The organism is Pseudomonas sp. BN415 (assembly GCF_029871195.1).
Taxonomy (GTDB): Bacteria; Pseudomonadota; Gammaproteobacteria; order Pseudomonadales; family Pseudomonadaceae; genus Metapseudomonas; species Metapseudomonas resinovorans.
This window is the reverse complement of record NZ_SSOK01000061.1, coordinates 183,266-197,826: the sequence shown is the minus strand read 5'-3', so window position 1 is coordinate 197,826 and position 14,561 is coordinate 183,266. Positions and strand designations below refer to the sequence as shown.

The 14,561-nt window shown below is 62.1% G+C and carries 14 protein-coding genes; 2 read left to right on the top strand and 12 right to left on the bottom strand.

Annotation, left to right across the window (positions count from 1 at the left end; all coding sequences use genetic code 11):
- Nucleotides 1–966 (bottom strand): CobW-like GTP-binding protein, encoded by a 966-nt coding sequence (locus E8F20_RS19305; protein ID WP_280285175.1) that lies wholly within the window; start codon nucleotides 964–966, stop codon nucleotides 1–3.
- Nucleotides 967–1,046: 80 nt separating this feature from the next.
- Between E8F20_RS19305 and E8F20_RS19300 the strand changes: the two genes are divergently transcribed.
- The gene (locus E8F20_RS19300; protein WP_280285174.1) at nucleotides 1,047–1,394 is read left to right on the top strand and encodes an NADH:ubiquinone oxidoreductase; all 348 of its coding nucleotides are present in this window, start codon (nucleotides 1,047–1,049) and stop codon (nucleotides 1,392–1,394) included.
- A 23-nt stretch (nucleotides 1,395–1,417) separates the two neighbouring features.
- Here E8F20_RS19300 and E8F20_RS19295 read toward each other — a convergent pair whose 3' ends face one another.
- The 3 genes from E8F20_RS19295 to dksA are packed head-to-tail and all read right to left on the bottom strand — an operon-like array spanning nucleotide 1,418 to nucleotide 3,716.
- On the bottom strand, nucleotides 1,418–2,062 hold the full coding sequence (locus tag E8F20_RS19295; protein ID WP_280285173.1) for a DUF1826 domain-containing protein: 645 nt from the start codon (nucleotides 2,060–2,062) through the stop codon (nucleotides 1,418–1,420).
- Entirely contained in the window at nucleotides 2,062–3,270 is a 1,209-nt protein-coding gene (zigA, locus tag E8F20_RS19290; RefSeq protein ID WP_280285172.1) for a zinc metallochaperone GTPase ZigA, read from the bottom strand. The genes E8F20_RS19295 and zigA overlap by 1 nt, the downstream gene beginning before the upstream one ends.
- 11 nt (nucleotides 3,271–3,281) lie before the next feature.
- Complete coding sequence (gene dksA / locus E8F20_RS19285) at nucleotides 3,282–3,716, bottom strand: RNA polymerase-binding protein DksA (protein WP_280285171.1); 435 nt, start codon at nucleotides 3,714–3,716, stop codon at nucleotides 3,282–3,284.
- 54 nt (nucleotides 3,717–3,770) lie between these two features.
- Here dksA and folE2 point away from each other — a divergent pair, with 54 nt between their 5' ends.
- Entirely contained in the window at nucleotides 3,771–4,661 is an 891-nt protein-coding gene (gene folE2 / locus E8F20_RS19280) for a GTP cyclohydrolase FolE2 (RefSeq protein ID WP_280285170.1), read from the top strand.
- Here the strand turns inward: folE2 and cfaB are convergent.
- The 8 genes from cfaB to atpA all read right to left on the bottom strand — a co-directional run bounded on the left by cfaB (nucleotide 4,649) and on the right by atpA (nucleotide 14,540).
- The gene (cfaB, locus tag E8F20_RS19275; RefSeq protein ID WP_280285168.1) at nucleotides 4,649–5,836 is read right to left on the bottom strand and encodes a C17 cyclopropane fatty acid synthase CfaB; all 1,188 of its coding nucleotides are present in this window, start codon (nucleotides 5,834–5,836) and stop codon (nucleotides 4,649–4,651) included. The two genes, folE2 and cfaB, sit on opposite strands and share 13 nt — an antisense overlap.
- 139 nt (nucleotides 5,837–5,975) lie before the next feature.
- Nucleotides 5,976–7,811, bottom strand: a complete 1,836-nt coding sequence (glmS, locus tag E8F20_RS19270; protein WP_280285166.1) for a glutamine--fructose-6-phosphate transaminase (isomerizing) — start codon at nucleotides 7,809–7,811, stop codon at nucleotides 5,976–5,978.
- A 15-nt stretch (nucleotides 7,812–7,826) separates the two neighbouring features.
- On the bottom strand, nucleotides 7,827–8,597 hold the full coding sequence (locus E8F20_RS19265; protein ID WP_280285165.1) for a DeoR family transcriptional regulator: 771 nt from the start codon (nucleotides 8,595–8,597) through the stop codon (nucleotides 7,827–7,829).
- A gap of 139 nt (nucleotides 8,598–8,736) precedes the next feature.
- Nucleotides 8,737–10,101 carry a bifunctional UDP-N-acetylglucosamine diphosphorylase/glucosamine-1-phosphate N-acetyltransferase GlmU gene (gene glmU / locus E8F20_RS19260; RefSeq protein WP_280285163.1) on the bottom strand — a complete coding sequence of 455 codons (1,365 nt, stop codon included), beginning with the start codon at nucleotides 10,099–10,101 and terminating at the stop codon, nucleotides 8,737–8,739.
- A gap of 105 nt (nucleotides 10,102–10,206) precedes the next feature.
- Nucleotides 10,207–10,632: a F0F1 ATP synthase subunit epsilon gene (locus tag E8F20_RS19255; protein WP_120653847.1), complete on the bottom strand. Its 426-nt coding sequence runs from the start codon at nucleotides 10,630–10,632 to the stop codon at nucleotides 10,207–10,209.
- A gap of 43 nt (nucleotides 10,633–10,675) precedes the next feature.
- Entirely contained in the window at nucleotides 10,676–12,052 is a 1,377-nt protein-coding gene (gene atpD, locus E8F20_RS19250) for a F0F1 ATP synthase subunit beta (RefSeq protein WP_028626997.1), read from the bottom strand.
- 30 nt (nucleotides 12,053–12,082) lie between these two features.
- Entirely contained in the window at nucleotides 12,083–12,943 is an 861-nt protein-coding gene (gene atpG / locus E8F20_RS19245; RefSeq protein ID WP_120653846.1) for a F0F1 ATP synthase subunit gamma, read from the bottom strand.
- Nucleotides 12,944–12,995: 52 nt separating this feature from the next.
- Nucleotides 12,996–14,540 (bottom strand): F0F1 ATP synthase subunit alpha, encoded by a 1,545-nt coding sequence (atpA, locus tag E8F20_RS19240; protein WP_280285162.1) that lies wholly within the window; start codon nucleotides 14,538–14,540, stop codon nucleotides 12,996–12,998.
- Nucleotides 14,541–14,561 lie beyond the last annotated feature (21 nt).

Genomic DNA, 14,561 nt, shown 5'->3' with positions numbered 1-14,561 from the left:
CTACGGAAGCCGGCAAGCTGCCATTCCCGCCTTCAGCGCCGCCTCGTCCTGGGGCCCGGCGAAGATCAGCTCCAGACGCGAATCCCTGCGCCACTCGCTGGCTTGCCAGTGGATCGGCGCGCCGTCCAGGGCGTTCCCGGAGAGCCAGCCGGCGTTGCTCTGCAGTACCAGCTTGGCGCGGCGCCAGGGCAGGCTGGCCAGCCATTGCTGCACACGCATCAGCTCGAACTGTTGGCTGGGATGCCAGCGCCAGCCGATGCTCCAGGCATCGTCGCTCACCTGGATCTGGCAGATCGGCTCGGCCGGATTCCTCCACAGAACCTGAGGCTTATCCACACCTGTTGGTAAACCATTGATACCAACAGCTTTTCCACTCTGTGCATGGATGCCTGGAAGGCACTGGATTTCAAGCCTGCCCTGCGTCGTCCACAGCATGGGCACGGCAGGTAATGTGGCGGCAAGTTGTTCACAGGTGACCGAATCCAGGTTTTCGGCCTTGTTTAGTAGCACAAGGCCAGCGCTGGAAATGGCCTCCCGCTGGCTGTCTGGCAGTAGCTGGCCGGTAGCCAGCGCCGCTGCGTCAAGCACCACGACGCTTGGCTGTAGCGCCAAAACGCCTTCCCAAGGGGGTTCGCGTAGCTGACGCAGTAGCTCGACCGGGTGTCCGAGTCCGGAGGGCTCAATCAGTAGCCGGTCCGGCCGTGCCTTGCGCAGAAGCCGGCCGAGGCCAACCTGGAAGGGCGCGCCGTTGACGCAGCAGACGCAGCCGCCCGCCACCTCGGCGATGGCGATCCCGTCGTCGTTGCGGGCCAGCAATGCGGCGTCCAGGCCTATCTGCCCGAATTCGTTGATCAGCACCGCCCAGCGTTCGTGCGCAGGACGCTGCGCCAGCAGATGCCGGATCAGGCTGGTTTTGCCGGCCCCCAGGGGGCCGGCAATGAGATGGGTAGGGATATGAGTAAGCATGGACCTATGGTGCTGCTTCACAGCGGGCTTAGAAAGCACCGTGCTAGAGTCGCGTCCTTCATTGCCTGGAGACCCTCCCGATGCGTGTCTGGTTGTTGCCCGTGCTGCTGTTGCTGTCCTCTGGTGCCCATGCCGATGCCTGTGTGGTGCACAGCCAGGGCGAGGGCGTGGACGTGAAGATCTGCCAGGAGAACCGTAGCATCCCGCGGCAACTCTTCCGTGACGGCTTCTGCAAGCCGGAAATGAAAGGGCAGAAGATCGACGTGAGCTTTGTGGATAACTGCCCCAGCGGAGCCTTTGGCGTCTGTCGCAATGCCAGGGTCAGCAACCAGCCCTATCGCCAGGACATTCACTATTACGGTGTAGCCAGCGATGCGCGCTACCTGAAGCCCTTTTGCGAAGGGCAGAGCCAGGGCCAGTGGGAGTGACGCAGAGCCGCCAGAAGCTGCACCTAACCCAACCAGTCCAGTGTAAGCAGCAACCGGCCCTTGTCCGGCACGTCCTGCGGCGACCTGTGGATAATTCCACGCCCCTCATTGCCCTGCCACTTCTCGCCCTTGAACAGGGCAACATGGCCGGCAGCCATCTGCTGGTTATCCACAACCCGGACCGGCTCGGCGGCGGGATCGCCCAAACGCGAACGCACCATCTCGCCCTCTCGCAGCCACTGGCTGCCCGCTCCCGCGTAGGTGGTGATCAGCCGCAGCGGCACATGGTCAACGTGGAAGCGCGGGCACATGGGTTTGTCCAGGCGACGCAGACGCAAGCCGATGCGCCGGGCATCCACCAGACAGGCGAAAGCTCGCACCAACCAGCCCACGTCCGCGATGAATCCCCGGTGCCCCTCCAGGTCGGCGAAGCCGGCGACGAGGTCAGAGAGGTTGGGCTCGCAATCCGCATCTGGCAGTTCCAGGATCAGGGACTCGGCCAGCGGCTCACCCAGCGCCAGCAGGCTGTTGGCGAAGCCCTGGACATGCAGGGGTAGTTGCCGGCGCCAGATGGCGAGGTTGACCCCGTCCTGCAATGCCTCACCGAGCACGTCCGGGCCATCGCCCAGCACTGGGTATGGGGTGGAGTCCAGCTGCTGTACCCGCATCAGGCAGCCTCCTCGACGTGCCACGGGCCGAAGGGGTCGGGCAGCAGACTCCAGCCTTCCGGCCCCCCGGCCATCTCGTCCTCATCCAGCAGGCAGGCATCCAGTTCGGCCTGCAGGCGCTGGAAGTCGATCCCCTGGCCGATGAACACCAGTTCCTGGCGGCAGTCCCCCACGTCCGCGGTCCAGTGCTGGAGCACCGTGCGCAGGCCCTCCTCGTCGTCGGGCCAGCGCTCACGGGGTACGAAGCGCCACCAGGCACCGGCCAGTCCGTAGCGCATCAGGCCACCGGCCTGGGACCAGCTACCGGCGTCGCGGTAGCGGCTGGCCAGCCAGAAGAACCCCTTGGAACGCAACAGGCGACCATTGCTCCATTCGCGATTCAGAAAGTGGAAAAAGCGCGTCGGATGGAACGGCCTTCGCGCGCGGTACGCCGTGGAAGCGATGCCATATTCCTCGGTTTCCGGGGTGTGCTCGCCCCGTAATTCCTTCAGCCAGCCCGGCGCCTGGGCGGCACGATCGAAATCGAAACGGCCGGTATCGAGGATGCGCTTGAGGTCTACCTGGCCCATGACCATGGGCAGCACATCAGCAACGGGATTGAGGCGGCGCAGGATGGCGGTCAGTTCGTCGCGCTCCGCACTGGAGATCAGGTCGGCCTTGCTGATCAACAACACGTCAGCGAATTCCACCTGCTCGATCAGCAGGTCGCTGATCGAGCGTTCATCGTCCTGGCCCAAGGATTCACCATGGCTTTCAAGGCTTTCCCCGGTCTGGTAGTCACGCAGGAAGTTCACCCCATCCACTACCGTCACCAGGGTATCCAGGCGGGCCACATCGGAAAGGCTTCGGCCCTGCTCGTCGCGAAAGGTGAAGGTCTCGGCCACCGGCAGCGGTTCGGAGATGCCGGTGGATTCGATCAGCAGGTAATCGAAGCGCCCCTCGCGGGCGAGACGACTGACCTCTTCCAGCAGGTCCTCACGCAGGGTGCAGCAGATGCATCCGTTACTCATCTCGACGAGGCGCTCTTCGGCGCGGTTCAGGCTGACGTCCCGCTGTACCTCGCTGGCATCGATGTTGATTTCGCTCATGTCATTGACGATCACGGCCACACGTAGCTGATCGCGATTGCGCAGCACATGGTTGAGCAGCGTGCTCTTGCCGGCGCCGAGGAAGCCGGACAGCAGGGTGACAGGTAAGCGTTGGTCCATGGTGGTGTCCTTCAGGCGGGGCGATGGTGGCGTTCTTGTCGTTCCTGGCGTTGTTTGGCCTCCAGGCAGAGGGTTGCCGTGGGGCGTAGCAACAGGCGACGCAGGCCAATGGGATCGCCGCTTTCCTCGCACCAGCCATACTCGCCTCGGGCGATGCGACTCAGGGCTTCGTCGATCTTGTCCAGCAGCCGCTTCTCCCGTTCCAGCAGACGCAACTGCCACAGCCGCTGTTCCTCGCGGCTGGCGAGATCGATTTCGTCACTGGCCGGCTCGACCTCACGCAGCGCACCAAACTCATCGTCAATCTGCTGGCGCAATTCCTCTCGCTGGCGCTCCAGCAGATCACGGAAGTACGCGCGCTGGATGTCGTTCATGTAGGCCTCGGCGGGTTGGGCCAACAGTTCTTCGCGGCTGAGTGGAGTGTCTGGCATGGTGGCGATCTTCATTGACTTAAACTTGTTATAACATAACATTAGTCATCGATTTCAAGAGCCCTCCCGATGAACGTCATCCCTCTCCCGGATATCGCCGCCCAAACCGACAGCCTCAACCTGCCCCTGGACTGGGTCGGCATGTGCGGTATTGCCCAGCCATTGCTGGTAGACAGCCAGCGTGTCGTCGCACACGCCGATGCCGGTGTCAGCCTGGATGACGCCAGTGCTCGGGGTATCCATATGTCGCGGCTTTATCTGGCACTGGAAGAACTGGAGCAGCAGGAACTGTCCACCCACCTCCTGCGCCGGGTGCTGGCGCGCTTCCTGGATAGTCATCAGGGACTGTCCACCAGCGCCAGCCTGAGGCTGTACGGCGAGATGCTGCTCAAGCGACCAGCGCTGGTCAGCGCCCTATCTGGATGGAGGGCATATCCTTTTGAAATCCTTGCGCGCCAGGATCGACGGGGGTTCCACGTGGAACTTCAGCTGGAGTTGGCTTACTCGTCCACGTGCCCGTGTTCCGCCGCCCTTGCTCGTCAGTTGATCCAGCAACGATTCACCATGGATTTCGCCGACCACCCGCTGGAGCTGGAGCACGTGCTGGCCTGGCTGGGCAGCACCCAGGGCATAGTCGCCACCCCACACAGCCAGCGCAGCAACGCCAGGCTGTGGGTGCGCCTGGGAACGTTCCAATCCATTCCGATTCGTCGTCTGGCCGACCTGGCCGAACAGGCCTTGGGCACCGCCGTCCAGACAGCAGTCAAGCGCGCGGATGAGCAAGCCTTTGCCCTGGCCAATGGCAAGAATCTGATGTTTTGCGAGGATGCCGCTCGACGCCTGGGCAGGGCCCTGCGCGAACAAGATTGGCTGGAGGGCTACAAGCTACGGGTCGTGCATTCGGAAAGCCTCCACGCCCACGACGCCGTAGCTGAATATGCCTGGCGCTATGAAACGTAGAGGTCCGCCCTGCTCCACGGCAACTCAAGGGCCCCATCCGCATGGGGCTTGGTGGCGAGGATCTGGTGCAGGTTGATCCAGCCCTTCTGGAAGGCGTGGGAACAACCGGCCAGATACAGCCGCCAGATGCGTAGCGCTTGCTCAGGCACCAACTGGGCGGCCTTGGCCAGGTTGGCTTCCAGATTGCAGCTCCAGAACTCCAGGGTCCGCGCGTAGTGCAGCCGTAAGCTCTCCACATCCGCCACTTCGAGGCCGGCGAGACTCAATTCCGTAACCATGGTGGCCAGATGTGGCAGTTCGCCGTGGGGGAAGACGTAACGGTCGATGAAGTCGCCAGCACCCCGTCCGACCGGACGGCCATCCGGATGGCGCGCGGTAATGCCATGGTTCATAACCAGCCCACCTGCGCGCACTGCACCATACAGCCGCTGGCAGTAGACCGGCAGATTGGCATGGCCGACGTGTTCGAACATGCCGACGCTGACCACCTTGTCGAAGCGGCCGTCCTGCGGCAAGTCACGATAATCCAGCAGTTCCAGATCAATCTTGCCCTCTAACCCTTCGGCCTTGACCCGCTCCCGCCCCAAGGCAAGTTGCTCTTGGCTCAGGGTGATGCCGAACACCTGGACGCCGTACTCGCGCGCGGCGAAGCGCGCCAGCCCTCCCCAGCCACAACCCACGTCAAGCAGGTACTCGCCGGGTTTCAGCCGAAGCTTGCGGCAAAGGTGGTGCAGCTTGGCCTGCTGGGCGCTGGCCAGATCCTCGGTTCCGGTCGGGTAGTAAGCGCAGGAATAGACCATCTCGGGGTCCAGCCAGAGCGCATAGAAGTCATTGGACAGATCGTAGTGATAGGAGACAGCCGCAGCGTCGGTAGCCTTGTCGTGGGATTGGCGCTCGGGAACCGTCGCATCTTCGTCACCAATCAGCGCTTCACTCAGGGCATCGCCAACCCGGATCACCTCCAGAATCGGCCCGGTAAGTTCCACGCGCCCTTCGACGTAGGCAGCGCCCAGCGTGTCGAGGCTTGGCCGGCTGAGCAGGGAGACCAGACTGGGATCTTTCACCGTCATGGTCACCGTGGGATTCGGGCCGAGGTCGATTTCCTTGCCATCCCAGAGCTGCAAGCGCAGCGGCAGTTTCAGATCGCGCAGGAGCGGCGGAAGTTGCGCAAGCATGGGAACTCCTCCTTCACCAAGGACACTGGAAAGGTAGACCACCCTGAACGGTTGTCAGACTATCGAGTTGATAGCCTCCATCAATTTAGACAACAAAAAAGCCCGGCGAACCGGGCTTCTCCAGTTCGAAGTGCCTGAACTATTCGACAGTCACGGACTTCGCGAGGTTTCGCGGTTGGTCCACGTCAGTGCCCTTGAGCACGGCGACGTAGTAAGACAGCAGCTGCAGCGGGATGGTGTAGAGGATCGGTGCCAAGAAGTCATCGATGTGCGGCATGGCCACGACATGAGTGCCCACGCCATTGTCGATACCTGCTTCACGGTCAGCGAACACGATCAGCTCACCGCCACGGGCACGCACTTCCTGGAGGTTGGATTTGAGCTTCTCCACCAGTTCGTTGTTCGGCGCGACGGTGACCACTGGCATGTCGCTGTCCACCAGGGCCAGCGGACCGTGCTTGAGTTCACCGGCCGGGTAGGCCTCCGCATGGATGTAGGAGATCTCCTTGAGCTTCAGCGAGCCCTCCATCGCCACCGGGTACTGGGCACCGCGGCCTAGGAACAGGGTGTGGTGCTTCTCGGCGAACAGCTCCGCGACCTTCTCCACGGTCTTGTCCATGGCCAGGGCTTCGCCCAGGCGGGTCGGCAGACGACGTAGTTCTTCCACCAGTCCGGCCTCTACGCCCGCATCCAGCGTGCCGCGTACCTGGCCGAGGGACAGGGTCAGGAGCATCAGGCCGACCAGTTGGGTGGTGAAGGCTTTGGTGGAGGCCACGCCGATTTCCGGGCCGGCCTGGGTCAGCAGGGTCAGGTCGGATTCGCGCACCAGGGAGCTGGTGCCGACGTTGCAAATGGCCAGGCTGGTCAGGTAGCCCAGCTCCTTGGCGTTACGCAGGGCAGCCAGGGTATCGGCGGTTTCGCCGGACTGCGAAATGGTCACGAACAGGGTGTCCGGCTGGACCACCACCTTGCGGTAGCGGAACTCGCTGGCCACTTCGATCTGGCAAGGGATACCGGCCAAGTCTTCCAGCCAGTAACGGGCGACCATGCCGGCGTGGTAGCTGGTACCGCAGGCGACGATCTGGACGTTACGGACCTTGGCGAAGAGCTCAGCGGCGCGCGGACCAAAGGCGTTGACCAGCACATGGTCGATGCCCAGCCGGCCTTCCAGGGTGCGTTGCACGACCTTGGGCTGCTCGTGGATTTCCTTAAGCATGAAGTGGCGATACTCGCCCTTGTCGGCAGCTTCGGCGCCTTCGTGGTACTGCACCTGCTCACGCTGAACCGCATGACCTTGCTCGTCCCAGATCTGCACGCTATCGCGGCGGATCTCGGCGATGTCGCCTTCTTCCAGGTAGATGAAGCGGTCGGTAACCTGGCGCAGCGCCAGTTGGTCAGAGGCGAGGAAGTTCTCGCCCAGGCCCAGGCCGATCACCAGGGGGCTGCCGCTGCGGGCTGCGAGCAAGCGGTCGGGCTGGCTGGCACTGATCACAGCCAGGCCATAGGCGCCATGCAGCTCGGCCACTGCGAACTTGAGTGCATCGGCAAGGTCGGTGACGGTCTTCAGTTTGTGGTGCAACAGGTGCACGATGACTTCGGTATCGGTGTCCGAAGTAAAGACGTAGCCAAGCCCCTTGAGCTGCTCACGGAGTGCTTCGTAGTTCTCGATGATGCCGTTGTGCACGACGGCCAGCTGGTCACCGGAGAAATGCGGGTGGGCGTTGCGCTCACTGGGAGCGCCGTGGGTCGCCCAACGGGTGTGGGCGATGCCCAGTCGACCGGCCAGGGGCTGCTCGGCCAGTGCCTGCTCCAACCCGGCAACTTTGCCGACGCGGCGACGACGGTCCAGATCGCCATCGTTGGTGAAGACGGCCACCCCGGCACTGTCATAGCCACGGTACTCGAGGCGCTTCAGGCCCTCGACCAGGATTGCGGTGATATTGCGCTCGGCGATGGCGCCAACGATGCCACACATGGCTGTTCTCCTATCTCAATCAATACGCGCGCAGATCAACTTGACCCCGCGCGCAGCTATCTGTTCGCGCGCTTCGGCAGCAAGGCGCTCATCGGTAATCAGGGTATGGATACTGCTCCAGGGCAGCTCCAGGTTGGGGATGCGCCGGCCGACCTTGTCCGATTCGGCAAGGACGATCACCTCGCGGGCCACTTCGGCCATGACCCGCGAAAGCCCCAGCAGTTCGTTGAATGTGGTCGTGCCGCGCTGCAAATCGATCCCGTCGGCACCGATGAACAGTTGGTCAAAATCGTACGAACGCAGAACCTGCTCGGCGACCTGGCCCTGGAAGGATTCGGAATGCGGATCCCAGGTGCCGCCGGTCATCAGCAGCACGGGCTCATGCTCCAGCTCGCGCAAGGCATTGGCGACGCTGAGGGAATTGGTCATCACCACCAGGCCAGGTTTGTGGCCGAGCTCGGGAATCATCGCCGCGGTGGTGCTGCCGCTGTCGATAATGATGCGCGCGTGTTCGCGGATACAGCTGACCGCAGTGCGGGCGATCGCCAGCTTGTAGGACGATACCGGCTGGCTGCCTTCCCCGATCAGTTCCTGGGGCATCGGCACGGCGCCGCCGTAACGGCGCAGCAGCAGGCCGTTCTTCTCCAGCGCGGTCAGGTCTTTACGGATGGTCACTTCGGACGTGGCGAAGGCCTTTGCCAGCGCGTCGACACTCACCTCGCCCTGCTCGTCGAGCAGCGCAAGGATAGCGTGGCGGCGTTGGGGCGTGTTGCGCTTCGACATCAACGAAAGTTTCGTTTCGAAAGATAATGGCGCGAATCAAAACCTAACGAAGCTTTTGCGTCAACCCCGAAAACGACAAAAGGCGGCCTGGGCCGCCTTTCGTCTGGATCACACGTTATCCACAGGTCGCTTATCCACAGACCTACTTCTTGATCTTCAGCGGACGCTTCCAGCCTTCAATGTTGCGCTGCTTGGCGCGGCCGACAGCCAAGGTATTGGCGGGTACGTCCTGGGTGATGGTCGAACCGGCACCAGTTGTCGCACCGTCGCCCAGGGTGACCGGGGCCACCAGAGCGCTGTTGGAACCGATGAAGACATCTTCGCCCATCACGGTGCGAAACTTGTTGGCGCCATCGTAGTTACAAGTGATGGTGCCGGCACCGATGTTGGTACGTGCACCGATATCAGCATCGCCGAGATAGGCCAGGTGGCCGGCCTTGGCGCCCTCCCCCATCACGGTGTTCTTCAGCTCGACGAAGTTACCCACATGAGCATTGGCGCCCAGCACGGCCCCAGGACGCAGGCGCGCAAACGGACCACAATCGGCACCCTCGCCCAACTCGGCACCTTCCAGGTGGCTGTTGGCCTTGACCACGGCACCGCGACGCAAGGTGCTGTCCCTGATCACACAGTTCGGGCCGATCTGCACACCGTCCTCGATCACGACCTTGCCTTCGAGGATCACGTTCACATCAATCAGTACATCGCGGCCCACGGTCGCTTCGCCGCGAAGGTCGAAGCGGGCCGGATCCAGCAGGGTCACACCCTGGGCCATCAAACGGCGAGCGGCACGTTTCTGGTAGTGGCGTTCGAGTTCAGCAAGCTGGATGCGATCGTTGGCCCCCTGTACTTCCATGGCGTCATGGGGATGCTCGGTAGCCACCACCAGGCCGTCGGCCACAGCCATCGCAATGACGTCGGTAAGGTAGTACTCGCCCTGGGCGTTGTCGTTGGACAGGCGTCCGAGCCAATCAGTCAGGCGCTTCCCGGGAACGGCGAGGATTCCGGTATTGCCCTCACGGATGGTGCGCTGCTCAGCGGTGGCGTCCTTGTGCTCAACGATCGCCTTCACCACGCCGCCGGCGTCACGAACGATACGGCCGTAGCCGGTGGGGTCTTCCAGCTCGACGGTAAGGAGGGCGAGCTGATCTTCCCTCACCTTCTCCAGTAGACGCTGCAGGGTTTCCACTTCGATCAACGGCACGTCGCCGTAAAGGATCAGCACGCGCTCGGCGGACAACTGCGGCAGGGCCTGGGCGACGGCGTGGCCGGTACCCAGCTGCTCTGCCTGGAGAACGAAGTTCAGGTCCTCTGCGGCCAGTCGCTCACGGACGGTTTCGGCACCGTGGCCAATCACCACATGGATGCTCTTGGGCTCGAGCTTGCGGGCAGTATCGATGACGTGGCCGAGCATGGCCTTGCCGGCCACCGGATGCAGGACCTTGGGCAGGGCCGAACGCATGCGCGTGCCCTGGCCAGCGGCGAGGATGACGATATCGAGGGACATGGAAAAAATCACCGAATCAGGCTGGTAAGCGAAAACCGGAATGCCGGAAAAGAAAAAGGGCAGCCAAGGCTACCCTTTTACTTATCCACAAAGAAGCCTTGGGCCTTAGCCGCCGAACTTCTTGCGGATCTGCTGGACGGTACGCAGCTGCGCCGCGGCCTCGGCCAGACGAGCGGAGGCGGCGGAGTAATCGAACTCCGCGCCCTTCTCGTGGAGGGCCTTCTCAGCAGCCTTGAGGGACTCCTGAGCAGCAGCTTCGTCCAGGTCGCCGGCGCGCAGCACGGTGTCGGCCAGAACCTTCACCATGTTGGGCTGGACCTCGAGGAAACCACCAGAGATGTAGTACACCTCCTCCTCACCACCCTGCTTGACCAGGCGGATCGGACCCGGCTTGAGGTCGGTGATCAGCGGGGCGTGACCCGGAGCGATACCCAGATCGCCCAGGTGGCCGTGCGCAATCACCATCTCCACCAGACCGGAGAAGATCTCCGCTTCGGCGCTGACGATATCGCAATGGACAGTAATAGCCATACGCTTGCCTCACGTAAGCGCCCGTTGCCGGGCGCTCAGGGGGTTACAGTTTCTTCGCTTTCTCGATGGCTTCTTCGATGCCGCCGACCATGTAGAACGCCTGCTCGGGCAGGTGGTCGTAGTCACCGTTGAGGATGCCTTTGAAGCCAGCGATGGTGTCCTTCAGCGACACGTACTTGCCCGGGGAACCGGTGAAGACTTCGGCCACGAAGAACGGCTGGGACAGGAAGCGCTGGATCTTACGAGCACGGTTAACGAGCTGCTTGTCCGCTTCGGACAGTTCGTCCATACCCAGGATCGCGATGATGTCCTTCAGTTCCTTGTAACGCTGCAGAACGTACTGAACGCCACGAGCGGTCTCGTAGTGGTCCTGACCGATCACCAGCGGGTCCAGCTGGCGGGAGGTCGAGTCCAGCGGATCAACGGCCGGGTAGATACCCAGGGACGCGATATCACGGGACAGTACGACGGTGGCGTCCAGGTGGGCGAAGGTGGTCGCCGGGGACGGGTCGGTCAGGTCGTCCGCAGGAACGTATACGGCCTGGATGGAGGTGATCGAACCGGTCTTGGTGGAGGTGATGCGCTCTTGCAGAACGCCCATTTCCTCGGCCAGGGTCGGCTGGTAACCCACAGCGGACGGCATACGGCCCAGCAGCGCGGACACTTCGGTACCGGCCAGGGTGTAGCGGTAGATGTTGTCGACGAACAGCAGAACGTCGCGGCCTTCGTCACGGAACTTCTCGGCCATGGTCAGGCCGGTCAGTGCAACGCGCAGACGGTTGCCCGGCGGCTCGTTCATCTGGCCGTATACCAGGGCCACTTTGTCCAGAACGTTGGAATCCTTCATCTCGTGGTAGAAGTCGTTACCCTCACGAGTACGCTCACCCACGCCGGCGAACACAGAGTAACCGCTGTGCTCGATCGCGATGTTACGGATCAGTTCCATCATGTTTACGGTCTTGCCTACACCGGCGCCACCGAACAGGCCGACCTTACCGCCTTTGGCGAAGGGGCAAACCAGGTCGATTACCTTGATGCCGGTTTCCAGCAGCTCGTTGCCACCCGCCTGCTCGGCGTAGGACGGAGCGTCGCGGTGGATAACCCAGCGCTCTTCTTCGCCAATGGGGCCGGCTTCGTCGATCGGGTTGCCCAGCACGTCCATGATGCGGCCCAGGGTCGCTTTACCGACCGGGACGGAAATGGCTTTGCCAGTGTTGGAGACGTCCAGGCCACGCTTGAGGCCTTCGGTCGAACCCATTGCGATGGAACGAACCACGCCGTCGCCCAGCTGCTGCTGAACTTCCAGGGTGGTTTCGACGCCGCTGACTTTCAGCGCGTCGTATACGTTCGGCACCTGATCACGCGGGAATTCCACGTCGATAACGGCGCCGATGATTTGAACGATACGTCCGCTACTCATATCTGGTTCCTCTAAATATATGAACCGGTCTTAAACCGCGGCAGCGCCGCCGACGATTTCCGAAATCTCTTGAGTGATCGCTGCCTGACGCGCCTTGTTGTAGATCAGCTGGAGGTTGCTGATCAGGTCACCGGCGTTGTCGGTGGCGTTCTTCATCGCGATCATCCGTGCCGCCTGCTCGCAGGCGTTGTTTTCTACCACGGCCTGATACACCTGGGATTCCACGTAGCGCACCAGCAGACCTTCGAGGATCTCCTTGGCGTCGGGTTCGTAGAGGTAATCCCAGTGATGCTTCAACTCTTGATCCGGGTCGGCCACCAGCGGAACCAGTTGGTCCACGGTCGGCTTCTGCGTCATGGTGTTGACGAACTTGTTGGAGACCACGAACAGGCGATCGATACGGCCGTCCAGGTATGCATCGAGCATGACCTTGACGCTGCCGATCAGGTCGTTGATCGAGGGTTCCTCGCCGAGGTGGCTGATGGCTGCAACGACGTTACCGCCGTAGTTGCGGAAGAAGGCCGCACCCTTGCCACCAATCACGCAGAGGTCGATCTCCACGCCGTCCTGACGGTAACCCGCCATGTCTTTGACCAGTGTCTTGAACAGGTTGATGTTCAAGCCGCCGCACAAACCACGGTCGCTGCTCACCACCACGTAACCGACGCGCTTGACCTCACGCTCGATCATGAAGGGATGGCGGTATTCCGGGTTCGCGTTGGCCAAATGACCGATCACCTGGCGGATGCGCTCCGCGTAGGGGCGGCTGGCAGCCATACGCAGTTGAGCCCTGCGCATCTTGCTGACCGCCACCTTTTCCATGGCGCTGGTGATCTTCTGCGTGCTTTTGATGCTCGCAATCTTGCTGCGAATCTCTTTTGCGCCTGCCATGTAACACCTATCGGGTTAGCAGGCGGGGGGCCTTACGACCCCCCGCTGCGGCTTACCAGGTTTGGGTGGCCTTGAACTTCTCGATACCAGCCTTGATGCCGGCGTCGATCTCGTCGTTGAAGTCACCCTTCTCGTTGATCTTCGCCATCAGTGCGGCGTGATCACGGTTGAAGTAGGCGATCAAGGCTTGTTCGAAGGCGCCGATCTTGGCGAGCTCGATGTCCTGCAGGAAGCCACGCTCAGCGGCGTACAGGCTCAGCGACATGTCGGCAATGGACATGGGCGCGTATTGCTTCTGCTTCATCAGCTCGGTAACGCGCTGACCATGCTCGAGCTGCTTGCGGGTAGCCTCGTCCAGGTCGGAAGCGAACTGCGCGAACGCAGCCAGTTCACGGTACTGGGCCAGGGCGGTACGGATACCACCGGACAGCTTCTTGATGATCTTGGTCTGGGCCGCGCCACCCACACGGGATACCGAGATACCGGCGTTAACGGCCGGACGGATACCCGAGTTGAACAGGGCGGATTCCAGGAAGATCTGACCGTCGGTGATGGAGATCACGTTGGTCGGAACGAACGCGGAAACGTCACCAGCCTGAGTTTCGATGATCGGCAGGGCGGTCAGGGAACCGGTCTTGCCTTTCACAGCGCCGTTGGTGAACTTCTCGACGTACTCTTCGGAAACGCGGGAAGCGCGCTCCAGCAGACGGCTGTGGAGATAGAACACGTCGCCCGGGTAGGCTTCGCGGCCCGGCGGGCGGCGCAGCAGCAGGGAGATCTGGCGGTAGGCTACGGCCTGCTTGGACAGGTCATCGTAAATGATCAGGGCGTCTTCACCGCGGTCGCGGAAGTATTCACCCATGGTGCAGCCAGAGTACGGAGCGATGTACTGCAGAGCAGGGGATTCGGAAGCACTGGCGGCCACGATGATGGTGTTGGCCAGGGCGCCGTTTTCTTCCAGCTTGCGAACTACGTTGGCGATGGTCGATTGCTTCTGACCGATGGCTACGTATACGCAGCGGATGCCGCTGTTCTTCTGGTTGATGATGGCGTCGACAGCCAGGGCGGTCTTGCCGATCTGACGGTCGCCGATGATCAGCTCACGCTGGCCACGGCCGATCGGGATCATGGCGTCAACGGCCTTGTAGCCAGTCTGTACCGGCTGGTCTACCGACTTACGCCAGATCACGCCCGGCGCTACTTTTTCCACCGCATCGGTGGCAGCAGCGTTGATCGGACCTTTGCCGTCGATCGGGTTGCCCAGGGCGTCAACGACGCGACCCAGCAGTTCCGGACCAACCGGGACTTCCAGGATGCGGCCGGTGCACTTGGCGCTCATACCTTCGGCCAGACCGGTGTACTTGCCCAGGATCACGGCACCAACGGAGTCTTGCTCCAGGTTCAGCGCCATACCGTAAACGCCGCCCGGGAACTCGATCATCTCACCGTACATCACATCGGCCAGGCCGTGAATGCGCACGATGCCGTCGGAGACGGAAACGATGGTGCCCTCGTTGCGGGCTTGGGAAGAGACGTCGAGTTTCTCGATACGTCCCTTGATGATTTCACTAATTTCGGAAGGATTGAGTTGCTGCATTGCTCTGCTGCCCCTTCAAAC